Genomic DNA, 21,114 nt, shown 5'->3' with positions numbered 1-21,114 from the left:
TCGTTCAGCATCAGGCCGCCTCCTCGATGGCGAAGAGATGGCCGGGGCGGGGCCGGCCGAGGGCGCCGAGGGCGGCCTCGGCCGCTCCGACGCCGCTGCGGACCGCACTCTCCATGGTCGCGGGCCACCCGGTGGCGGTCCACGCTCCGGCCAGGTACAGGCCGGGTGCCTTGGTGCGGGCGCCGGGCCGCAGCCGCCCGACGCCGGGGGTCGGGGCGAACGTCGCGGTGCGTTCGCGGGTGACGAAGAAGTCCTTCACGCGGGCGTCCCGGGCGCGCGGCAGCAGCCGCTCCAGTTCGGGCAGGTACCGCTCGCGCAGGGTGGCCACGGGTGCGTCGATCTCGTCCTGCGCGGCCGACTGGGACACGGCGAGGTACTGGCCCTCGGTGAGTCCGGCCGCCTCGGTGCGGTCGAAGACCCACTGCAGCGGGGTGCCGAGGGCCGTCAGGAAGGGGGCGGCGAGGACCTTGCGGTCGTAGACGACGTGGATGTTGAGGATCGGCGCGGTGCCGATGCGCAGCAGCCGTTCGGGGGCGTCGAGGGCGCCGTCGGGCAGCAGGCCGTGGGCCTCGCGCTGGGGCACGGCGAGGACGACGGCGTCCGCGTGGAGCGTCTCGCCGGGCACCTGGACGCTCCAGCGTCCGTCGGCGTCCCGGGAGAGGGCGGTGGCGCGGGTGCGCAGCTCGGTGCGCACGCCCGCGGAGTCGAGGGCCTTGCGGGCCAGCCCGTCGTGCAGGTCGCCCAGCGGGACGCGGGACCAGCCGATGTCGGCGGCGCCCGGTTCGGACAGCAGGCCGGTCTTGAACACCATGGCGGCGAGCCCCAGCGAGGCGTCGCCCGCGACGGCGTTGAGGGTGGCGACGCCGACCAGGTCCCACAGGGCCTCGACGGCGCGCGGGGACTGCCCGTGCGCGGCCAGCCAGCTGCCGAAGTCCTGGCCGTCGAGGTCCGGGTCGGCCGGGTCGAGGCCCTTGAGCGCGAGCGCGGCGCGTCCGACCCTCGCCCGCTCGGCGAGCGACAGGTGCGGATAGGCGGCCAGGCTGCGGCCGAGGTGCAGGGGGACGGGGAGCGGGTCGCGGCGCAGCCGGCCGAGCCGCCGTCCCTCGGGTTTGCCGAGGTCGACGACGGGCACGTCGAGACGTTCCTGCAGGGGAGCGAGCGCGGCCCCGTCGATCCGGTCGAGGAACCAGCGGTAGGCGGTGCAGCAGCGCAGGTAGACGTGCTGTCCGTTGTCGACGGTCAGGTCGCCGCGCCGGAAGGAGAAGGCGAGGCCGCCGAGCCGGGGCCGGCCCTCCAGCAGGGTGACGCGCACACCGGCGTCGGCGAGCGCGAGAGCGGCGGTGACGCCGGCGAGCCCGCCGCCGATGACGACGGCGTCCCGTCCGAAGCGGTCCGGGGCGCCGGCGAGCGGTCCCTCGGACCGTGTGCCGTCGGTCATCGCGCGCCCTCCCCCGTGCGACCGCCGTGCGTGCGTCCGGACGCCGTTCGGCCGGTCGTCGTGGTCAGGGACGCGGTACGGCCGCGGAGGGTTGCCCGCCGTTCTCCGCCTCGGTCCTGTCCGCAAAGGCGCGTCGTCCGCCCGGAGGGCGGGCCGAGCGGGGTCCGGTGCGCGCTCCCGGCGGGCCGGACGGCGGGCGGGACCTTGCGGACACGACCCAGGCTCTTTCCTCCCAGCGCGTGGTCCATCAGGCACGCCTCCTGACCGCTCGCCGGGTCACGTGCCGGGAGTCGAGGCCGGACAGCCCGCGGACGGCCACGTAGGCCTTCTCCCGGCCGGGCAGGGAGACGCGGCCGCGCAGGACGGCCTCCGGGTCGCGTTCGATGCGGTCCAGGAGGCGGCGGTAGATGCCGGCCATGGCGGCGACACAGGCGCCGCTGCGCCGGTCGAGCATGGGGAGCAGCCGGTAGCCCTCGGCGAACAGGGCGCGGGCGCGGCGCACCTCGAAGTGCACGAGGCCGGCGAAGTCGGCGCCCTCCGGCGGGGTGGGCCCGTGGAAGCCGGCCGAGCAGCCGAACTTGGCGAGGTCGTCCGAGGGCAGATAGGTACGGCCGCCCTCGCCGTCCTCGCGGACGTCGCGCAGGATGTTGGTGAGCTGGAGGGCCAGGCCCAGGGTGTCGGCGTACTCGGGGGCGCGTTCGGCGCCGCGCGCGTGCGGTTCGGTGCCGAAGACACCGAGGGAGAGGCGGCCGATGGCGCCCGCGACGCAGCGGCAGTAGACCTTGAGGTCGTCCCAGGTCTCGTAGGTCTCGCCCCGGACGTCCATGAGCACGCCGTCGATCAGCTCGTCCAGGCCGCCGAGCGGGATCGGGAAGGTGGCGGCGGCGTGCGCGAGCGCGACGGCGACGGGGTCGGTGTCGTCCTCGTCGATCTCGCCCTCGCGGATCCGGGTCAGCGCCTTGCGGGTGTCCTCGAGCCGGGCGGCCTTGACGTCGCCGGGCAGGGCGCCGTCGCCGATGTCGTCGACCCGGCGCGAGAACGCGTACAGCGCCGACATCGCCCGGCGCTTGGGCGTGGGGAGCAGCCGGATGCCGTAGGCGAAGTTCCGGGCCTGCCGTCCGGTGACGGTCTCGCAGTAGCTGTAGGCGGCGAGTACCGGTGCGGACACGTGTGGTGCAGACTCCACGGTCCGGATCACCCCTCTCCTCGCAGGGTCCCGCCCACCTCGCGCAGCAGCCGGAGCTTGCCGGCCTTGGGCGGGCCTGTGAGTACGTCGTATTCGGCGGCGGCGATCGCTTCGACGCCCGCCCTTCCCCCCGCCACGAAACCCGCCAGCAGCAGCTTGAGCCTGCCGTGGACGCTACCCACGAGGGGCGTGCCTTCATTCAGGAGGTTCCGGGCGCGTTCGGCTTCGTATGCAACCAGTGCGCGCACCGACGCGCCCGCTGTTTTCGCCGCCAGGTCGGTTTCGCCGACGTGGAAGCGCTTCATGTCCTCGGCGGGCAGATAGATCCGGTCACGGCCGAGGTCCTCGGCGACGTCCTGAAGGTGCTCGACGATCTGCAGCGCGGTGCACACCGCGTCGGAGCGGCGGACGCGCTCGGGTGTGGTGGTCCCCGTGACGGCGAGGACGAGCCGGCCGACGGGGTTGGCGGACAGTTCGCAGTAGGCAAGGAGGTCGTCGTAGGTCTCGTACCGGCCGACGAGCTGGTCCTGGCGGTTAGCGGCGATCAGGCGGAGGAAGGGCTCGGGGGTCAGCGAGCGGCGGCGGACCGTCGGCTGGAGGCGGCGCAGCAGGGGGTGGCGGGGGGTGCCGTCGAAGACGCGGCGCAGGTCGGCCTCGAAGGCGTCCAGCAGGACGAGGCGGTCGTCGGCGTCCGCGGCGGACACGCCGAGCAGGCGGGCGTCGGCTCCGCCGGGCGCGAGGTCGCCGTCGCCGATGTCGTCGACGAGGCGGGCGAAGCCGTAGACGGCCATGAGGTCGGTGCGCCAGGCCCTGGGCAGGAAGAACGGCGCCACGGGGAAGTTCTCCGCGGCGGCCTTGTGGAGGGTGGCGCGCTCCGGATCGGCGGTGAGCGCGTCGGCACCCGTCACCGCGGACTGCCCGGCGCGAGGACGGCGCACGCTGCGTGGAGCTGGGGAGTTTCCGTAGCCATTGCCGTCACATCTCCCGTTCTACACCGCAGACCCGATGCGCACTATTTCGGACACGCCGCCCGGGCCTCCGTGCCGCGGCCCGGAGGCAGACATCACGTGTTATCGCCCCACTTGCGTGTTTCGGTACCGGTACAGCTTACGTTGTACAACCCTGCACGGCTCCTGGGGGTGTCCTGCACATCACAAGAACACACCGATTGGCGCCAAGATTCCTCGCACCAGCCGGAGTTGACGTTTCCTTTGCAGACGCGCGGCCCCACCGGAGCAGTTCCGGCGGGGCCATGCGAAGCGTTCTGGGCCACACGGCCCACCACGGGGTGGACTACTTGCCCGTGAACTTCTCGTACTCCTTGAGGACCTCGTCCGTCGGTCCGTCCATCCGGAGCTCGCCGCGTTCCAGCCACAGGACGCGGTTGCAGGTGTCGCGAATCGACTTGTTGTTGTGGCTGACGAGAAAGACCGTGCCGGCCTCCTTGCGCAGCTCGCGGATGCGGTTCTCGGAGCGCTTCTGGAACTTGCGGTCGCCGGTGGCCAGCGCCTCGTCGATCATGAGGACGTCGTGGTCCTTGGCGGCGGCGATGGAGAACCGCAGCCGGGCGGCCATGCCGGACGAGTAGGTGCGCATCGGCAGGGTGATGAAGTCGCCCTTCTCGTTGATGCCGGAGAAGTCGACGATGTCCTGGTAGCGCGCCTTGATCTGCTCGCGGGTCATACCCATGGCGAGCCCGCCCAATATGACGTTGCGCTCGCCGGTGAGGTCGTTCATCAGGGCGGCGTTCACACCGAGCAGCGAGGGCTGCCCGTCGGTGTAGACCCTGCCCTTCTCGGCCGGGAGCAGCCCGGCGATGGCCCGCAGCAGGGTGGACTTGCCGGAGCCGTTGGAGCCGATGAGGCCGATGGCCTCGCCCCGGTAGGCGACGAAGGAGACACCGCGCACGGCGTGCACCTTGCGCACCCCGCGCTCCTCGCCGCGCTTGAGGATGCGGCTCAGGGCCGCGGTGGCGCTGCCCTTGCCGGACTTGGCGCCGTTGACGCGGTACACGATGTGCAGCTCGTCGGCGATGACGGTGGGGACGAGCTCCCCCGGCTTCTGCTCAGCCACGGCCGTACCTCTCCTCCGCCTTCCAGAAGTACACGAAGCCGCCGACGGCGAACAGCACGGCCCAGCCGAGCGCGGCCATCCACACGTGGTCCGGCAGGTTGGAGGAGCCGTAGCCGTCGATCAGGGCGAAGCGCATCAGGTCCATGTAGATCGCGGCCGGGTTCCACTGCAGGACCGTGGCGATCCACTCCGGCTTGCCCTCCAGCATGATCGGGATGGAGAACATCACGCCGGACGCGTACATCCAGGTGCGCATCACGAACGGCATCAGCTGGGCGAGGTCCGGGGTCTTGGCACCGGCCCTCGCCATGATCATCGCGAGGCCGGTGTTGAAGAAGAACTGGAGCACCAGCACCGGGACGATCAGGAGCCAGGACAGCGAGGGGTAGCTGCCGAAGGCCACCGCCACGACGAACAGCACGACCATCGAGAACAGCAGCTGCTGGAGCTGCTGGAGCGCGAAGGAGATGGGCAGCGAGGCCCGCGGGAAGTGCAGCGCGCGCACCAGCCCGAGGTTGCCGGAGATCGCGCGGACCCCCGCCATCACCGAGCTCTGGGTGAAGGTGAACACGAAGACGCCCGTGACCAGGAACGGCACGTACACCTCGCGGGACATGCCGCGGTCGGCCTGCAGGATCAGACCGAAGATGAGGAAGTACACGGCGGCGTTCAGCAGCGGGGTGGCCACCTGCCAGAGCTGCCCGAGCTTGGCCTGGCTGTACTGGGCGGTCAGCTTCGCCCGCGAGAACGCGAGGATGAAGTGCCTCCGGTCCCAGAGCTGGCGGACGTACTCGAACAGCGAGGGCCGGGCGCCGCTCACGGACAGCCCGTACTTGGCGGCCAGCTCGGCCGCCGTGAGTCCCTCGTCGGGCGACGGCGGCGCGCTCACCGCGACCGGGCCGTCGTGCGTTGTCTCACTCACCAGTTGAAACTTTCGTCTTCGAGATGCGCAGCCTGTGCGGGTCTGGCATGTACCTGCGGCCGGGGTGCGGGCCGGTGCTCCTCAGGGCCGAACCTGTCAGATGACAGGGGGCCGGCCCAGTCGGGTCAGCCGCCACACCGTACGCCACTTCATGGGACGGCGGGGACCGCACGAAGTCCTCCAGCCTTCCCGGAAACCCCCGAACCACGCCTTCAGCGCCGGTGCCGAGGGGCGCCGGAGAAGGGTGAGCAGCAGCCACACGCCGAGATAGACGGGGACCAGCGGCGCGGGCAGGTTGCGGCGGGCGAGCCAGACCCGGTTGCGGGCGACCATGCGGTGGTAGACCGCGTGCCGCGAGGGCGCGGTCGTGGGGTGGTACAGCACCATGTCGGACCGGTAGTCGATCATCCAGCCCGCGTCGAGGGCCCGCCATGCCAGATCGGTTTCCTCGTGCGCGTAGAAGAATGCGTCCGGCAGGCCGCCGACTTCCGCGAGGACCTGGGTGCGCACGGCGTTGGCGCCGCCGAGGAAGGTGGTGACCCGCGAGGAGCGCATCGGGTCGGAGGCGCGCAGCCGCGGGACGTGGCGGCGCTGGGTGACCCCGGTCTCGGGGTCGGCGATGCGGAAGCTGATGATGCCGAGCCCCGGGTCGGCCTCGAAGGCCTGGCGGCACAGCTCGGCGGTGTCGTGCCGGGCCAGCAGTCCGTCGTCGTCGAGGAAGAGCAGGACGTCGACGTCCCGGCCGCTCGGGCCGAAGGCCTCGATGCCGACGTTGCGGCCGCCGGGGATGCCGAGGTTCTCGGGCAGCTCGACGGTGCGCACGCCCTCGGGGACGTCCGGGACGGGTGAGCCGTTGCCGACCACGACGACCTGGACCGGGTCGCCGTCCTGCTTGGCGACCGAGTCGAGCAGGGCGCGCAGCTCCTCGGGGCGGTTGCCCATCGTGATGACGACCGCGCCGACCTTCATGCCGCTCACTTCAGCCTGCTCGAAGCGAGGATGGACACGAGGTGCAGCACGGTCTGCACGAGGGCGATGCCGGCGAGCACGGCGACGCCGAGCCGGGAGAAGAACAGGTCGCCGCGGACCTGGTCGGCGATCGCGAGGACCAGGATGAGCAGCGACGCCTCGATGCCGAGGATCAGCCGGTGGAACTTCAGGGCGGCGGCGGCCCGGCGGGCCAGTGCCATGCCCGAGGAGCGCATCTCGGCGGCGGCCTCCTTGACCGGCTCCTTGCCGGTCTGGTGGCGGGCGACGCCGACGAGGTCGGTCTCGGCCTTGATCAGGACGGCGCCGAGCGCGGCCAGCGTGCCGAGGAAGGCCCACAGCCAGTCGATACGGCCGCCGCCCCACAGGTCGGCGGCGCGCAGCCCGAAGCCGGTCAGCACCGCGGCGTCGGTGAGGTAGGCACCGACCCGGTCGAGGTAGACGCCGCTGAGGGAGTACTGCTTGCGCCAGCGCGCGATCTCGCCGTCGACGCAGTCGAGCAGCAGGTACATCTGGACGCACACGACGCCCAGCACGGCGCCCGGGATCCCCGGCACGAGGAGTGCCGGGGCCGCGAGCACACCGAAGACGGTCATCAGGTACGTGAGCTGGTTGGGTGTGACCCTGGTGTTGACCAGGTAGCGGTCGACCCGCAGGGACACCTCTCGCATGTAGAGGCGTCCCATCCAGTGCTCACCGCTGCGCCGGTCCTTCACCCCCGCGGGGTGAACGACGGGGCGTAGTTCAGCTACCGATGGCCTTGACATAGTCGGCGTAGACGTCCTTGATCTGGTCGGTGGTCAGGTCGAGGTGTTCGAGGATCGTGTACCGGCCGGGCCGGGTCTGCGGAGCGAACTCCACGGCGCGGACGAACTCGTCGTCCGTGAACCCGATCTCGCTCGGCAGCACGGGCAGGCCGTGCCGGCGCAGCACCCCGGCCATGAAGGCCGACTCGTCGTGCGCCCCGCGCAGGTACATGGCGAAGGCCGCGCCCAGTCCGCACTGCTCGCCGTGGGCGGCGGCGCGCTTCGGGAACAGCAGGTCGAAGGCGTGGTTGATCTCGTGGCACGCGCCGGAGGAGGGACGGGAGTCGCCCGACACCGACATGGCGATACCGCTGAGCACCAGCGCCTCGGCCAGCACCTGGAGGAAGCCGGTGTCCCCTATGCCGCCGGGGTGCCGCAGGACGGCCTCGCCGGCCTGGCGGGCGATCGCGGCGGCGAGGCCGTCGATCTTCTCGCCCTTGACGCGGTGGGCGAGCTCCCAGTCGGCGATGGCGGAGATGTTGGAGATCGCGTCCCCGATGCCGGCGCGCACGAAGCGGGCCGGGGCCTGGTGGATGACGTCGAGGTCGATGACGACGGCGATCGGGTTCGGCACGCCGTAGGAGCCGCGGCCGGCGTCGTTGTCGAGCGTGGCGACCGGCGAGCACAGCCCGTCGTGCGCGAGGTTCGTCGGGACGGCGACCAGGGGCAGGCCCACGCGGGCCGCCGCGAACTTGGCGCAGTCGATGATCTTGCCGCCGCCGAGCCCGACGACGGCGTCGTAGTGGCCGGCCTTTATGTCGCCGGCCAGCCGGACCGCGTCGTCCAGGGTGCCGCCGCCGACCTCGTACCAGGAGGCGCCGGGCAGCGCGGGGGTGAGCCGCTCCCGCAGCTGGGCGCCGGAGCCGTTGCTGACGGCGACGGCGAGCTTGCCGGAGTGGGAGATGCGCTCGTCGGCGAGGACGCAGGCCAGGTCGTCGAGGGCACCCTGGCGGATGTCCACGACGACCGGCGAGGGGATGAGCCGGGTCAGTACTGGCACGCGATCTCCCGTCCACGGGCGAGGTCGTCGTGGTTGTCGATCTCCACCCACTTGACGTCGCCGATCGGCGCCACGTCGATACGGAAGCCGCGGTTCACGAGCTCCTGGTAGCCGTGCTCGTAGAACTGCTGCGGGTCGGTCTCCCAGACCGTCTTCAGGGCGTCGGCCAGCTCGGGGGCGGCGTCGCCCTCGATGAGGGTGACGCCGATGTACTCGCCGCTGGCCTCGGCGGGGTCCATCAGCTTGGTGATCTTCGTCATCCCCTTGGCGGGGTCGACGACGACCTTCATCTCCTCGTCGGCCAGGGACTTCACGGTGTCCAGGGCGAGGATGATCTTCTTGCCCTCGCCGCGGGCGGCGAGCAGCGTCTTCTCGACGGAGACCGGGTGCACGGTGTCGCCGTTGGCGAGGATCACGCCGTCCTTGAGGGCGTCACGGCCGCACCACAGGGAGTAGGCGTTGTTCCACTCCTCGGCCTTGTCGTTGTCGATGAGGGTGAGCTCGAGGCCGTACTTCGCCTCCAGCGCCGCCTTGCGCTCGTACACGGCCTCCTTGCGGTAGCCGACGATGATCGCGACCTCGGTGAGGCCGATCTCGGCGAAGTTGCCGAGGGTGAGGTCGAGAACCGTCGGTTCGCCCTCTATGCCCGCGGGGCCCACCGGCACCAGAGCCTTCGGGAGGCTGTCGGTGTAGGGGCGCAGACGCCGTCCGGCGCCGGCCGCCAGCACGAGGCCGATCATGCGGGTTCTCCTTCATCGTGTACGGCGGGTGCGCCGCCCTTGTGGGCGGTCACCCAGAAGCGGATGCTCTCGACGAGCACCACCAGGGCCACGGCCACGGCGAGGGCCGTGAGCGCGACCGTGAACTGCGCCGCGGTGAGCACCGCGGCGAGGAGGGTGACGAGCAGGGTCCGTCCTTCGTGCCCCCCGATGGTGCGCACCAGCCAGGCGGGGGGCGCGCCGGCGCCACCGCGGATGCGGTACACCGTGTCGTAGTGATGGTAGGCGACGGCCGCCACCAGGCCGAAAGCCGCAGGAAGGGCCCCGTTCACGTCCGCTCTGGCTGCCAGGACCAGGACGGTGCAGTACTCGGCCACCCGGAAGAACGGGGGGATCAGCCAGTCGAGGGCGCCCTTGAGGGGGTGCGAGACGGCTTCGGCCGACAGCAGGACGTAGAGCCCCGCGAGCAGGACCACCTGCCAGGCGGGACCCCAGAGCCAGGCCGCCAGCACCACGGCGATCGCGCCGGCGGCGGCGCTGAGCGGCGCGGCCCTGCGCACCGGGCTCGGCAGGTGGCGGGCGATCAGCTCGGCGAGCGGTCCGCTGTCCGCGAGGTCGGCCAGCGCCCGGGCCGCCCGGTCCGTCCGGCGGGCCCTGCGCGTCAGCGACCGCAGCACCCGCCCCGCCGTCGTGTACGTCGCCGCGAACGCGCACCCGATGAGCAGGGCGTAGAAGGTGATCCGGGGCGTCGTGGCCGCCGTCAGGATCGCGATCATCGCCCAGCGCTCACCGATCGGCAGCACGATCATCCGGCGGACCCACACCGTCCAGCCGACGCTGTCCAGCTTGTCGGAGAGGGCGGCGGTGGGACTGGTGTTGGCGGTGGCGTCGTGGTTGGCCTCGTTGAAGGAGAAGTCGACGACGTGGCGGCAGGTCTGCAGGATCATCGCGCCGAGCGCGAGGGCCCATACGTCGTCGCCGCCGCGGGCCGCTCCCAGTGCCAACCCCGCGTAGTAGGCGTACTCCTTGGCCCGGTCGAAGGTGGCGTCCAGCCAGGCGCCGAGCGTGGAGTACTGCAGGGAGTAGCGGGCGAGCTGGCCGTCGGTGCAGTCGAGCACGAACGAGAGGATCAGCAGCAGGCCGGCCGCGACGAACCCGCCGCGGGTGCCGGTGGCCGCGCAGCCCGCCGCGATCAGAGCGGTGATCAGGGACGCGGTGGTGACCTGGTTCGGGGTCAGGCCCCGGCGGGCGCACCAGCGGGCGATGTAGCGCGAGTAGGGGCTGATGCAGAAGGTCGTGAAGAAGCCGTCGCGGGCCTTCACCGCCGACTTCAGGCGTATGGCCTCGTCGTCGACGGAGGCGACGGACTGCCGGGCCTCGTTGCGGGCCTGCGGGTCGGCCGGGACCGCGGCGACGAGGCTGCCGAGCTCGGGACGGTGGACGTCGGTGCCCTCGGTGGCGAGGGCGGTGGCGACGCGGTCGGCGAGGCTGTCGACGTCCACGACGCTCGACTTCGCTCGCGCGGGGGCGCCCCCGTCGGCCGTGCCGCCGCCGGCGGACGTCTCGCGGGCCACGGCGCGGGTGAGCGCCTGCCGTCCCGCGGGCTGGGCGGTGACGGCGCCGGGGATCGCGGCGAGCGGGAAGCGGGGGTCGGTCAGGCCCAGACGCAGGGCGTGCGGATGCCCGACGAAGCGGGCGTCGACCAGGGCGACGCGCTGGTCACCGGGGACCTGGGCGAGAAGGGTCTCGGCGTCGGCCGGGTCCGAGGCGATCCGGACGTCGTAGCCGAGGGACCGCAGATCGCCCTCGATCGACGATCCGGGGACCGGCTGACCGGTGAGGATGGCGGTCGGCAACCGAACTCACTCCCTGGGTGCCGGCGTGCTGGCGCCGGTCATGTGCATGGTGGCGGCGCCCCTTGCCGGTGGCGTCCGGGCGGCGTGTCGGCAGAGGCTATCGGATGACGGGAAGCCGACGTTCACCGGCCGTTCGGCGTGAGGATCGACGTGGTTCGCCCGGTGCTTCGCCGCGATCATCATCGGGGATCGCGGGGGCCGCCCACAAACCCGCCCGGACATAGCGGGGCACCGGGGGCATTGCGGGAGGCCGCCGTGGGTCGACATAGGGTGGGCCACCATGACATGGCTGATCACAGGCGGGGCCGGCTACATCGGAGCACATGTGGCGCGGGCCATGACGGACGCCGGGGAGCGGGTCCTCGCCCTGGACGACCTCTCGGCCGGGTACCCGGCGCGGCTGCCGGCCGAGGTGCCGCTGGTGCGCGGCTCGTCCCTGGACGGCGACCTGATCAAGAGGGTCTTCGCCGAGCACGGGGTGACCGGTGTGGTGCATCTCGCGGCCCGTAAGCAGGTGGCGGAGTCGGTGGCGCAGCCCACCCGCTACTACCGGGAGAACGTGGGCGGTCTCGCCACGCTCCTGGACGCGGTCGCGGAGGCCGGGATCCGGCGCCTGCTGTTCTCGTCGTCCGCCGCCGTGTACGGCAACCCGGATGTGGACCTCATCACGGAGCGGACCCCGTGCGCACCGGTGAACCCGTACGGCGAGACCAAACTGGCCGGGGAGTGGCTGGTGCGGGCGGCGGGGCAGGCGCACGGCATCGCGACGGTGTGCCTGCGCTACTTCAACGTGGCGGGCGCCGCGGCGCCCGAGCTCGCGGACACCGGCGTCTTCAACATCGTGCCCATGGTCTTCGACCGGCTCACCCGCGACGAGGCGCCGCGGATCTTCGGCGACGACTACCCGACGCCGGACGGCACCTGCGTCCGTGACTACATCCATGTCGCCGACCTCGCCGAGGCGCATCTGGCGGCGGCCCGGCGCCTGTCCGCGGCGGACGCGGGCGGCGACCTCACGCTGAACATCGGCAGCGGTGCGGGGGTCTCCGTCCGCGAGCTGATCGGCGTGATCGGTGAGGTGACCGGCGACCGGCGGCCTCCCGTGGTGGAGGGGCGCCGGCCCGGGGACGCGCCGCGCGCGGTCGCCTCGGCCGAGCTGGCCGCCCGGGAGCTCGGGTGGACGGCCCGGCGCGGGGTACGCGACATGGTCGAGTCGGCGTGGGCCGGCTGGCGGCACCACCACGGCGGCTGAGCGGCCCCGGCCGGGTGCGCGGCGCTGACCTGCGGAACGTTTCCGCAGGTCACGGCACATGACAACGGTATTCAACGCCGCGTTGCCGGATACCCCCTACCCGTAGTTGACTGTCACCCCGGACGGACGGTTGCGATCGTCGTACGACCAGAAGGGCGGCTTCCCATGGGGGCTGGGCACGATCACGGGCACGCGCACGCGCCCCCGACCGGTACGGCGGCCGCCGCCTACCGGGGACGGCTGCGGGTCGCGCTGGCGATCACACTCGCCGTCATGGTGGTGCAGATCGTCGGCGGCGTGGCCGCGGACTCGCTGGCCCTGGTCGCGGACGCGGCGCACATGGCGACGGACGCGGTGGGCCTCGGGATGGCGCTGCTCGCGATCCACTTCGCGAACCGGCCGGCGAGCACGACGCGCACCTTCGGCTACGCCCGCGCGGAGATCCTCGCCGCCCTCGCCAACTGCCTGCTGCTGCTCGGCGTCGGCGGGTACGTCCTGTACGAGGCCGTCGAGCGGTTCTTCACGCCGGCGGACACCGAGGGCGGCCTGATGATCGTGTTCGGCGCGGTCGGCCTGGTCGCCAACCTGATCTCGCTGTCCCTGCTGATGCGGGGCCAGAAGGAGAGCCTGAACGTGCGCGGCGCGTTCCTGGAGGTGGCGGCGGACACCCTCGGCTCGCTGACGGTGATCGTCTCCGCCGCGGTGATCCTCGGCACCGGCTGGCGGGCCGCCGACCCGATCGCCTCGCTGGTCATCGGCGTGATGATCGTGCCGCGCACCCTCAAGCTGCTGCGCGAGACCCTCGACGTCCTGCTGGAGTCGGCGCCGAAGGGGGTCGACATGGACGCGGTGCGGGCCCACATCCTCGCCGTGGACGGCGTCGAGAACGTCCACGATCTGCACGCGTGGACGATCACCTCAGGGATGCCGGTGCTGTCCGCCCACGTGGTGGTGCGCTCCGACGTCCTGAACGCCATCGGCCACGAGAAGGTGCTGCACGAACTCCAGGGCTGCCTCGGCCACCACTTCGACGTGGAGCACTGCACCTTCCAGCTGGAGCCGGCCGGCCACGCGCCGCACGAGAACCGGCTCTGTCACTGACCCGGCAGGAACAGGCGTACGGTCGGACAAGACGCCCGTACGAACGTGGGTACAGCGATCCGGTGGTCCCCCCGGCGTCCCCGTGCCGCGGCGCCCCGGCGGGCGGTTCCCCACCCGCCGCGCCGGGCACGATCACTTGCCGGGAGTGCCGGATTCGTACGGCAGACTTGGGGCGCAACACCGATGTGAAGGATGGGTATGCCGATCACACCTGCCACCTCGACGCAGAGTCCGTCGAAGGGCGCCGCTGACGCGATTCTGCTGGAACTGGTCGACGAGAACGGTGTGACGATCGGCACCGCGGAGAAGCTCGCCGCCCATCAGCCGCCCGGGCAGCTGCATCGCGCGTTCTCCGTGTTCCTCTTCGACGAGCGGGGCCGGCTGCTGCTCCAGCGGCGCGCGCTCGGCAAGTACCACTCCCCCGGCGTCTGGTCCAACACCTGCTGCGGCCACCCCTACCCCGGGGAGGCCCCCTTCACGGCCGCGGCCCGGCGCACGTTCGAGGAGCTCGGCGTCTCCCCCTCGCTGATGGCGGAGGCCGGCACGGTCCGCTACAACCACCCGGACCCCGACTCGGGCCTGGTGGAGCAGGAGTACAACCATCTCTTCGTCGGCCTGGTGCAGGCCGCACCGCGGCCTGACCCGGAGGAGGTCGGCGACACCGCGTTCGTCACGGCGGCCGAGCTGGCCGAGCGGCACGCGAAGGACCCGTTCTCGTCCTGGTTCATGACCGTGCTGGACGCGGCCCGCCCCGCCGTCCGCGAGCTGACTGGCCCGTCGGCCGGCTGGTGAGTCCCCCGCAGGCCGCCCGGGGCCCGGCCTAGAGGTACGGGTCCCGGACCGGTTCGAGCGGGACGGCGGCCCAGATCACCTTCCCGCCGCTCGCCGTGTGCTCGACGTCGCAGACGCCGCCCGCCTCCCGGGTGATCTCGCGGACCAGGAGCAGCCCCCGGCCCCCGGTCTGCCCGTAGTCGGCCTCCAGGGCCGTCGGCCGGTAGGGGTGGTTGTCCTCGACGGACACCCGCAGCCACTCCGCGCCGACGGCGACCTCCACGGCGAGCATCGGTGACAGCAGCGCCGCGTGCCGTACGGCGTTCGTCACCAGCTCCGAGACGATCAGCAGCAGCCCTTGGACCAGGTCGTCCGGGACCGGTACGCCCTGGCGGTACAGCAGGTCCCGCACGGCGTGCCGTGCCTGCGGGACGGATGCCTCCACGGCGGGGGCGGTGAACCGCCAGACGCCTTCGTACGGCAGTGGGTCCGGCGGCCGCGTGTCCAGGGAGTCCTCCGCGCCGCCCACTGGGCGTGGGCCGGACCCGCGCCCGTGGTTGTCCATCGTCCGGTCGCCACCCTTGCGCTCGATTGTCACCACACGTCGAGTGTTGGGAACGCATCGGTCCGGACCGGAGTACTGAACAGAAGTCAGCAGGTATCGAGCGATTATGACCGTTGGCGTATGACACGGTCAGATGTGGGACCACTGTTGACCCGCCGGATGCCGACTTGGCGAACTATTCGGGTTGTACGGGTTTGGGTGAGTGTGGAGCACGGGCGATCTCCCCGGCGGTGGACCCTCTCCGGAGGCCCGCCCGGCGCCGGCGGATAGCATCCGCCGCATGGAGCCCCAGCTGCTGCACCGCGTCGCCGACGCGGTCGCCACCGTCGTCGTCCACCACCCGGCCAAGCGCAACGCGATGACGGCCGCGATGTGGCGGGCGCTGCCCCCGCTGCTCGACACGCTGGCCGCCGACCCGGCCGTCCGGGCGCTGGTGCTGACCGGCGAGGGCGGGACCTTCTGCGCGGGCGCCGACATCTCGACACTGCGGGGGTCCCCGCGGGAGGCGCAGGAGCTGGCCGTGGCCGCCGAGGAGGCCCTGGCGGCCTTCCCGAAGCCGACGCTGGCGGCGATCCGCGGGCACTGCGTGGGCGGTGGCGCCCAGCTGGCGGCGGCGTGCGATCTGCGGTTCGCGCAGGAGGGCGCGCTGTTCGGGGTGACGCCCGCGAAGCTCGGGATCGTCTACCCGGCGTCCTCCACCCGGCGGCTGGTGTCGCTGGTGGGTCCGGCCACCGCCAAGTACCTCCTGTTCTCCGGCGAGTTGATCGACGCGGAGCGTGCGCTGCGCACGGGCCTGGTGGACGAGGTGCTGCCCGAGGGCGAACTGGACAAGCGGGTCGGGGAGTTCACCCGCGTCCTGGCGTCGCGGTCGCTGCTGACGCAGGCCGCCGCCAAGGAGTTCGCGAACGGCCGCACCGACCGCGACGGCCACTGGGCGCAGCGGGCGCGCGAGAGCGGCGACACCGCGGAGGGGGTCGCCGCCTTCCTGGAGCGCAGGCAGCCCCGTTTCACCTGGACCGTGTCTACACGAGGGTGAACCGGCTGCCGGTGCGGAACTCCTCCACGAGGTGCGCGGGCGCCTTGAGCGGCGAGCCCGCGTCGTAGGGCGGCCGCGGGTCGTACTCGGTCAGCAGCTGGACGGCCTGGGCGTGCTCGTCGCCGGCGATCCGGCCCACCAGGGTGAGCGCCATGTCGATCCCGGCGGAGACGCCGGCCGCGGTGACGTACTTGCCGTCCGTGACGACCCGGTCGGCGGTGGGCTCGGCGCCGTACTGCGGCAGGAAGTCCAGGGTCAGCCAGTGCGAGGCGGCACGGCGGTCCCTGAGCAGGCCGGCGGCGGCCAGGAGCAGCGAGCCGGAGCAGACCGAGGTCGTCCAGGCGGTCGTGGCGTCGGCGGTCCGGAGCCAGTCCAGCAGGGTCTCGTTCTCGATCTCGGTGAACGTCCCGGGGCCGCCGGGCACCACGACGACGTCGGGGTGCGGTACGTCGGCCAGGGAGCGGTCGGCCACGAGGGTGAGGAAGCCGGTGTCGGCGCGGACCGGTCCGGCGGTCTCGGCGACGAAGTCGACCCGCGCGTCCGGGATGCGGCTCAGCGCCTCGTAGGGGCCGACGACGTCGAGGGCGGTGAAGCGGTCGTACAGGACCATGGCGATCCGCATGGTGTTCCTTTCGGGTCGGACGGGGGTCAGGGCGTGGACGCCGGGCGGAAGCGGCGGCGGTACTCGGCCGGGGACACGCCGAGGGTGCGCACGAAGGCGCGGCGCATCGCCTCGGGGGTGCCGTAGCCGCTGGACCGGGAGATCTCCTCGACACCGCCGGTGGTGTCCTCCAGCAGGCGGCGGGCGTGTTCGAGGCGGACCCGGTCGACGTAGCGGCCGGGGGTCGTGCCGGTCTCGTGCTGGAAGGCGCGGGCGAAGTGGCGCGGGGAGAGGCCGGCGCGGGCGGCGAGCGCCTCCACCGCGAGGTCGGCCTCGGGGTGCTCGGTGATCCAGCGCTGCACGTCACGCAGCGGCTCGCGCCGCGCGGTCTGGGCGGCGAGCTGGGCGGCGAGCTGGGCGCTGAACTGGGCCTGGTTGCCGGGCCTGCGCAGTAAGACGACGAGGTGGCGGGCGATCCCGAGCGCGATGTCCCGGCCGAGGTCCTCCTCGACCAGGGCGAGGGCGAGGTCGATGCCGGAGGTCACGCCGGCGGAGGTGGACACCTGCCCGTCGCGCACGTAGATGGGGTCGGGCTCGACCGCGACCTCCGGGTGGTCGCGCGCCAGCTTGCCGCAGTACGCCCAGTGGGTCGTGGCGCGGCGCCCGTCCAGGAGCCCGGCGCCGGCCAGCAGCAGGGAGCCGGTGCAGACGGAGACGAGGCGTTCGGCGCCGCGGGCGTGGGCGCGCAGCCAGTCGGTGAGGGCCGGGTCCGGTTCGCGGGTGCCCCGGCCGCCCGGGACGACGAGGGTGTGCGCGTCGAGCCGGTCGCCGAGCGCCCGGTCCGGTACGAGGGTCAGGCCGCCGGAGGTGCGGACGGGGCCGCCGTCCAGGGAGGCCGTGCGGATGCGGTAGGAGCCCGGACGGTAGGTCTCGGCCCCGGCGAAGACCTCCAGCGGACCGCTGACGTCCAGGCTCAGGACGCCGTCGAAGAGCACGAAGAGAACGGTTCGCTGGGCCATGCCTTCGATTCTTCGGGGCCCGACGGACGGCCGCAATGACGGGTACCCCACCTTTCCTGCCATCGCCGGCGCACCCCCCTGGCGGCGTACCAAGCGGTTGGTAACCTCGGGCCATGACTACTGCCGCCCTGGAGCCCCGTGCCGGCCGCCGCTGCCACACCATGCTCAACTCCCTGCACGCGACCCTGTACTTCGCGCCCGAGACGGGCGAGGAGCTGGGCGCTCTCGGGATCACGCATCCCAAGGCCGTCAACTTCGCGGTGCGGGCGGCCGCGATGGGCCCGGTCGGCGCGGGCGCGGTGACGGCGGCGTTCTACAACTACAAGCACGAGGCGGTGGCCCGGCACGTCCCCGCGGTCTGGTCGGTCGCCTCGCCCGAGGCCGTTCTCGCGGCCCGCGCGCGTGCGGTGGACCGGACGCTGCGCCGGCTGCTCGGCGAGGAGGCGGTGGCGTCGGCGGAGATCGCCGAGGCGGCCCGGCTCGCCCTCCGCGCCACCGAGGGGTGCTCCCGCGGCGCCCGGCCGCTGTACTCGGCGTACGCGGACCTGCCCGTGCCCGAACAGCCGCACCTCGCGTACTTCCACGCGACGACGCTGCTACGCGAGCACCGGGGCGACGGACATCTGGCCGTCCTGATGGCGGCGGAGCTGGACGGTCTGGAGGCCGTGGTCACCCACACCGCGACCGGCAAGGGCATGACCCCGAAGTGGGTGTTCGCGACCCGCGGCTGGTCCCAGGAGGACTGGGACGCCGCCCGCGGCCGGCTGCGCGAGCGCGGCCTGCTGGACGAGACCGGCGAGCTGACGCCCGAGGGGGTCGCCCTGCGCAAGGAGATCGAGGCCGAGACGGACCGCCTCGACACGGCGCCGTACCGGCGACTCGGGGCGGAGGGTGTGGCACGGCTGACGGAGCTGGGCGCCGGGTTCGCGCGCACGGCGGCCATGGCCGGCGCGTTCCCGGCGGATCTGCTCGGCAAGGCCTGAGAAGCAGCCGGCCCCGCGCACGCCCCGCCGTGCATGACGTCACCCGCGCGCGGTACCCGTGCGGGTGACGGCCGACCGGCGGCCGTCGAGAAGAGGTGAACGACGTGTTCCGTGCCATCGCAGATGTCCTGCGCCAGATCGGCGGCGCCGTCGCCACCGTGGTGACACTGCCGTTCCGGGCGATCGCCCGGCTGTTCGGCGGGGCGTCGAGCAGCACCCGCGGCCGCTCGGCCTGATCCCACCCGCCACGACGGGCCCGGGCCCGCCCTGATCCCCGGTTGTCGGCGCCACCTGCCACAATTGCCGCGCAACCTCAGTCAGAAGGCGGGACGGGATCGTGACGACACCCCTCGTAGGGTCCATCGAAGGCAGGATCGCCGCGGAGCTCGGCGTACGGGAGCGGCAGGTGAAGGCTGCCGTGGAGCTGCTCGACGGCGGCTCGACGGTGCCTTTCATCGCCCGCTACCGCAAGGAGGCGACCGAGACCCTCGACGACGCGCAGCTGCGCACGATCGAGGAGCGGCTGCGCTATCTGCGGGAGCTGGAGGAGCGGCGCACGGCGATCCTCGACTCGGTGCGCGAGCAGGGCAAGCTGACCGAGGAGCTGGAGGCGCGGATCCGCGGCGCCGAGACCAAGGCCCGGCTCGAGGACATCTACCTGCCGTTCAAGCCCAAGCGCAGGACCAAGGCGCAGATCGCCCGGGAGGCCGGTCTGGAGCCGCTGGCGGAAGGGCTGCTCGGCGACCCGACGGTCGAGCCGCTCGCCGCCGCGTCCGCGTTCGTGGACGCCGGCAAGGGGGTGGCCGATCCGCAGGCCGCCCTGGACGGCGCCCGGGCCATCCTGACGGAGCGCTTCTCCGAGGACGCCGACCTGATCGGCGAGCTGCGGGAGCGCATGTGGGTGCGCGGGCGCCTGGTGGCCAAGGTGCGGGAGGGCAAGGAGGAGGCCGGCGCCAAGTTCGCCGACTACTTCGACTTCGCGGAGCCGTTCACCGAGTTGCCCTCGCACCGCGTCCTGGCGATGCTCCGAGGCGAGAAGGAGGAGGTCCTCGACCTCGTCCTGGAGCCGGAGGAGCCGACCGACGGCCCGTCCTCGTACGAGGGGATGATCGCGCACCGGTTCCGGATCGCCGACCGCGGCCGTCCCGCCGACAAATGGCTGCTGGACACGGTCCGCTGGGCCTGGCGCACCCGCGTCCTCGTCCACCTCGGCATCGACCTGCGGCTGCGGCTGCGGACGGCCGCCGAGGACGAGGCCGTCGGCGTGTTCGCCGCCAACCTCCGCGACCTGCTGCTGGCCGCCCCGGCCGGCACCCGGGCGACGCTGGGTCTCGACCCCGGCTTCCGCACCGGCGTCAAGGTCGCCGTCGTGGACGCCACCGGCAAGGTCGTCGCCACCGACGTCATCCACCCGCACGTCCCGGCCAACCGCTGGGACGAGGCCGTCGCCAAGCTGGCCCGGCTGGCGAAGGAGCACGCGGTCGAGCTCATCGCGATCGGCAACGGCACGGCTTCCCGCGAGACCGACAAGCTCGCCGGTGAGCTGATCAGCCGCCACCCGGAGCTGAAGCTCACCAAGGTGATGGTGTCCGAGGCCGGCGCCTCCGTGTACTCGGCCTCCGCCTTCGCCTCGCAGGAACTGCCCGACATGGATGTGTCGCTGCGCGGCGCGGTGTCGATCGCCCGCCGGCTGCAGGACCCGCTGGCCGAGCTGGTGAAGATCGACCCGAAGTCGATCGGCGTAGGCCAGTACCAGCACGACCTGTCCGAGGTGAAACTCTCGCGCTCGCTGGACGCGGTGGTCGAGGACTGTGTGAACGGCGTGGGCGTGGACGTCAACACGGCGTCGGCGCCGCTGCTCGCGCGCGTCTCCGGCATCACCTCCGGTCTCGCCGAGAACATCGTGTCCCACCGGGACGCCAACGGCCCCTTCACCTCTCGCGGGCAGCTGAAGAAGGTGGCGCGGCTCGGCCCGAAGGCCTACGAGCAGTGCGCGGGCTTCCTGCGCATCCGCGACGCCGACGACCCGCTGGACGCGTCCAGCGTCCACCCCGAGGCGTACCCGGTGGTGCGGCGGATCGTGAAGACGTCGGGCCAGGACGTGGCCGCGCTGATCGGCAACACCGGGGTGCTGCGCTCGCTGCGGCCCGACGACTTCGTGGACGAGACGTTCGGTCTGCCGACGGTGACGGACATCTTCAAGGAGCTGGAGAAGCCCGGCCGTGACCCGCGCCCGGCCTTCCGGACGGCGACCTTCAAGGAGGGCGTCGAGAAGATCTCCGACCTGTCCTCGGGGATGATCCTGGAGGGTGTCGTCACGAACGTGGCGGCATTCGGGGCGTTCATCGACATCGGCGTCCACCAGGACGGTCTCGCGCATGTCTCCGCGCTGTCGAAGACGTTCGTGAAGGACCCCCGGGACGTGGTGAAGCCCGGCGACATCGTCAAGGTGAAGGTCGTCGACGTGGACATCCCGCGCAAGCGGATCTCGCTGACGCTCCGGCTGGACGACGAGGCCGCCCCGCAGGACCGCCAGGGCGGCGGCGAGCGACGCCAGCGGGGCGGACGTCCGCCGCAGCAGCGTCAGCGCCAGGGCGGCGGCCAGGGCGGCGGCCGGGGCGGCCAGGGCGGCAACTCCCGCCAGGCAGCGGCCCCGGCGAACAGCGCGATGGCGGACGCCCTGCGCAAGGCGGGCCTGCTCGACGGGAAGAACGGCAAGCGCTGACCGGCGTGGTCCGGGGCGGGCGGGACTCGGATCCCATTTGACCGAGATCTCGACCTTCCGGAAGCTCTTGCTGA

21 protein-coding genes are annotated in these 21,114 nt (G+C 72.5%); 7 read left to right on the top strand and 14 right to left on the bottom strand.

What is annotated here, in order from left to right:
* Window positions 1-10: 10 nt before the first annotated feature.
* From hpnE to ABZ899_RS33865, 11 genes are all read right to left on the bottom strand, one after another.
* Window positions 11-1,438: a hydroxysqualene dehydroxylase HpnE gene (hpnE, locus tag ABZ899_RS33915; RefSeq protein ID WP_361353977.1), complete on the bottom strand. Its 1,428-nt coding sequence runs from the start codon at window positions 1,436-1,438 to the stop codon at window positions 11-13.
* Window positions 1,435-1,686, bottom strand: coding sequence for a DUF6380 family protein (locus tag ABZ899_RS33910; RefSeq protein WP_361353974.1), 252 nt, complete (start codon window positions 1,684-1,686; stop codon window positions 1,435-1,437). The genes hpnE and ABZ899_RS33910 overlap by 4 nt, the downstream gene beginning before the upstream one ends.
* Window positions 1,686-2,636 carry a presqualene diphosphate synthase HpnD gene (hpnD, locus tag ABZ899_RS33905; RefSeq protein ID WP_361353971.1) on the bottom strand — a complete coding sequence of 317 codons (951 nt, stop codon included), beginning with the start codon at window positions 2,634-2,636 and terminating at the stop codon, window positions 1,686-1,688. Before hpnD ends, ABZ899_RS33910 begins: the two co-directional genes overlap by 1 nt.
* Window positions 2,633-3,532, bottom strand: coding sequence for a squalene synthase HpnC (gene hpnC / locus ABZ899_RS33900; RefSeq protein ID WP_361354067.1), 900 nt, complete (start codon window positions 3,530-3,532; stop codon window positions 2,633-2,635). The genes hpnD and hpnC overlap by 4 nt, the downstream gene beginning before the upstream one ends.
* A 385-nt stretch (window positions 3,533-3,917) precedes the next feature.
* Window positions 3,918-4,697, bottom strand: coding sequence for an ABC transporter ATP-binding protein (locus tag ABZ899_RS33895; RefSeq protein ID WP_361353968.1), 780 nt, complete (start codon window positions 4,695-4,697; stop codon window positions 3,918-3,920).
* Window positions 4,690-5,619 (bottom strand): ABC transporter permease, encoded by a 930-nt coding sequence (locus ABZ899_RS33890; RefSeq protein WP_361353965.1) that lies wholly within the window; start codon window positions 5,617-5,619, stop codon window positions 4,690-4,692. Before ABZ899_RS33890 ends, ABZ899_RS33895 begins: the two co-directional genes overlap by 8 nt.
* Before the next feature lie 96 nt (window positions 5,620-5,715).
* Complete coding sequence (locus ABZ899_RS33885; RefSeq protein WP_361354064.1) at window positions 5,716-6,588, bottom strand: glycosyltransferase; 873 nt, start codon at window positions 6,586-6,588, stop codon at window positions 5,716-5,718.
* Between the two features lie 5 nt (window positions 6,589-6,593).
* Window positions 6,594-7,373 (bottom strand): CDP-alcohol phosphatidyltransferase family protein, encoded by a 780-nt coding sequence (locus ABZ899_RS33880; RefSeq protein ID WP_361353962.1) that lies wholly within the window; start codon window positions 7,371-7,373, stop codon window positions 6,594-6,596.
* Window positions 7,351-8,412: an iron-containing alcohol dehydrogenase family protein gene (locus tag ABZ899_RS33875; RefSeq protein WP_361353959.1), complete on the bottom strand. Its 1,062-nt coding sequence runs from the start codon at window positions 8,410-8,412 to the stop codon at window positions 7,351-7,353. The genes ABZ899_RS33880 and ABZ899_RS33875 overlap by 23 nt, the downstream gene beginning before the upstream one ends.
* The gene (locus ABZ899_RS33870) at window positions 8,400-9,152 is read right to left on the bottom strand and encodes a phosphocholine cytidylyltransferase family protein (protein ID WP_361353956.1); all 753 of its coding nucleotides are present in this window, start codon (window positions 9,150-9,152) and stop codon (window positions 8,400-8,402) included. Before ABZ899_RS33870 ends, ABZ899_RS33875 begins: the two co-directional genes overlap by 13 nt.
* Complete coding sequence (locus ABZ899_RS33865; protein WP_361353953.1) at window positions 9,149-10,987, bottom strand: DUF5941 domain-containing protein; 1,839 nt, start codon at window positions 10,985-10,987, stop codon at window positions 9,149-9,151. The genes ABZ899_RS33870 and ABZ899_RS33865 overlap by 4 nt, the downstream gene beginning before the upstream one ends.
* 280 nt (window positions 10,988-11,267) lie before the next feature.
* Between ABZ899_RS33865 and galE the strand changes: the two genes are divergently transcribed.
* The 3 genes from galE to idi all read left to right on the top strand — a co-directional run bounded on the left by galE (window position 11,268) and on the right by idi (window position 14,132).
* Window positions 11,268-12,239: a UDP-glucose 4-epimerase GalE gene (gene galE / locus ABZ899_RS33860; protein WP_361353950.1), complete on the top strand. Its 972-nt coding sequence runs from the start codon at window positions 11,268-11,270 to the stop codon at window positions 12,237-12,239.
* 165 nt (window positions 12,240-12,404) lie between these two features.
* Window positions 12,405-13,340, top strand: coding sequence for a cation diffusion facilitator family transporter (locus ABZ899_RS33855; protein WP_361353947.1), 936 nt, complete (start codon window positions 12,405-12,407; stop codon window positions 13,338-13,340).
* A 198-nt stretch (window positions 13,341-13,538) separates the two neighbouring features.
* A complete protein-coding gene (idi, locus tag ABZ899_RS33850) occupies window positions 13,539-14,132 on the top strand; it encodes an isopentenyl-diphosphate Delta-isomerase (RefSeq protein WP_361353944.1) in 594 nt (197 codons plus the stop codon).
* 28 nt (window positions 14,133-14,160) lie between these two features.
* Here the strand turns inward: idi and ABZ899_RS33845 are convergent, their stop codons facing one another.
* Entirely contained in the window at window positions 14,161-14,676 is a 516-nt protein-coding gene (locus tag ABZ899_RS33845; protein WP_361354060.1) for an ATP-binding protein, read from the bottom strand.
* 280 nt (window positions 14,677-14,956) lie between these two features.
* On the opposite strand from ABZ899_RS33845, the gene ABZ899_RS33840 reads away from it, so the two are divergent.
* Window positions 14,957-15,712 carry an enoyl-CoA hydratase/isomerase family protein gene (locus tag ABZ899_RS33840; protein WP_361353942.1) on the top strand — a complete coding sequence of 252 codons (756 nt, stop codon included), beginning with the start codon at window positions 14,957-14,959 and terminating at the stop codon, window positions 15,710-15,712.
* Here ABZ899_RS33840 and ABZ899_RS33835 read toward each other — a convergent pair.
* Window positions 15,699-16,334: a DJ-1/PfpI family protein gene (locus tag ABZ899_RS33835; RefSeq protein ID WP_361353939.1), complete on the bottom strand. Its 636-nt coding sequence runs from the start codon at window positions 16,332-16,334 to the stop codon at window positions 15,699-15,701. The genes ABZ899_RS33840 and ABZ899_RS33835 overlap by 14 nt on opposite strands.
* Before the next feature lie 26 nt (window positions 16,335-16,360).
* The gene (locus ABZ899_RS33830) at window positions 16,361-17,332 is read right to left on the bottom strand and encodes a DJ-1/PfpI family protein (RefSeq protein WP_361353936.1); all 972 of its coding nucleotides are present in this window, start codon (window positions 17,330-17,332) and stop codon (window positions 16,361-16,363) included.
* Between the two features lie 113 nt (window positions 17,333-17,445).
* On the opposite strand from ABZ899_RS33830, the gene ABZ899_RS33825 reads away from it, so the two are divergent.
* From ABZ899_RS33825 to ABZ899_RS33815, 3 genes are all read left to right on the top strand, one after another.
* The gene (locus ABZ899_RS33825) at window positions 17,446-18,315 is read left to right on the top strand and encodes a hypothetical protein (RefSeq protein WP_361353933.1); all 870 of its coding nucleotides are present in this window, start codon (window positions 17,446-17,448) and stop codon (window positions 18,313-18,315) included.
* A gap of 104 nt (window positions 18,316-18,419) precedes the next feature.
* Window positions 18,420-18,551, top strand: coding sequence for an LPFR motif small protein (locus ABZ899_RS33820; protein ID WP_361353930.1), 132 nt, complete (start codon window positions 18,420-18,422; stop codon window positions 18,549-18,551).
* Between the two features lie 101 nt (window positions 18,552-18,652).
* Window positions 18,653-21,040, top strand: coding sequence for a Tex family protein (locus ABZ899_RS33815; RefSeq protein WP_361353927.1), 2,388 nt, complete (start codon window positions 18,653-18,655; stop codon window positions 21,038-21,040).
* Window positions 21,041-21,114: the final 74 nt, after the last annotated feature.

Source organism: Streptomyces sp. NPDC046859 (genome assembly GCF_040645135.1).
Lineage (GTDB): Bacteria > Actinomycetota > Actinomycetes > Streptomycetales > Streptomycetaceae > Streptomyces.
Note: the sequence above shows the minus strand (reverse complement) of the source record. Positions and strands in the feature narration are given on the sequence as shown.

Coding starts and splice junctions, on each gene's coding strand:
- hpnE (WP_361353977.1), bottom strand. CDS start 1,438: ATGACCGACGGCACACGGTCCGAGGGACCGCTCGCCGGCGCCCCGGAC.
- ABZ899_RS33910 (WP_361353974.1), bottom strand. CDS start 1,686: ATGGACCACGCGCTGGGAGGAAAGAGCCTGGGTCGTGTCCGCAAGGTC.
- ABZ899_RS33885 (WP_361354064.1), bottom strand. CDS start 6,588: ATGAAGGTCGGCGCGGTCGTCATCACGATGGGCAACCGCCCCGAGGAG.
- ABZ899_RS33880 (WP_361353962.1), bottom strand. CDS start 7,373: ATGTCAAGGCCATCGGTAGCTGAACTACGCCCCGTCGTTCACCCCGCG.
- ABZ899_RS33870 (WP_361353956.1), bottom strand. CDS start 9,152: ATGATCGGCCTCGTGCTGGCGGCCGGCGCCGGACGGCGTCTGCGCCCC.
- galE (WP_361353950.1), top strand. CDS start 11,268: ATGACATGGCTGATCACAGGCGGGGCCGGCTACATCGGAGCACATGTG.
- ABZ899_RS33855 (WP_361353947.1), top strand. CDS start 12,405: ATGGGGGCTGGGCACGATCACGGGCACGCGCACGCGCCCCCGACCGGT.
- idi (WP_361353944.1), top strand. CDS start 13,539: ATGCCGATCACACCTGCCACCTCGACGCAGAGTCCGTCGAAGGGCGCC.
- ABZ899_RS33845 (WP_361354060.1), bottom strand. CDS start 14,676: ATGGACAACCACGGGCGCGGGTCCGGCCCACGCCCAGTGGGCGGCGCG.
- ABZ899_RS33840 (WP_361353942.1), top strand. CDS start 14,957: ATGGAGCCCCAGCTGCTGCACCGCGTCGCCGACGCGGTCGCCACCGTC.
- ABZ899_RS33835 (WP_361353939.1), bottom strand. CDS start 16,334: ATGCGGATCGCCATGGTCCTGTACGACCGCTTCACCGCCCTCGACGTC.
- ABZ899_RS33830 (WP_361353936.1), bottom strand. CDS start 17,332: ATGGCCCAGCGAACCGTTCTCTTCGTGCTCTTCGACGGCGTCCTGAGC.
- ABZ899_RS33825 (WP_361353933.1), top strand. CDS start 17,446: ATGACTACTGCCGCCCTGGAGCCCCGTGCCGGCCGCCGCTGCCACACC.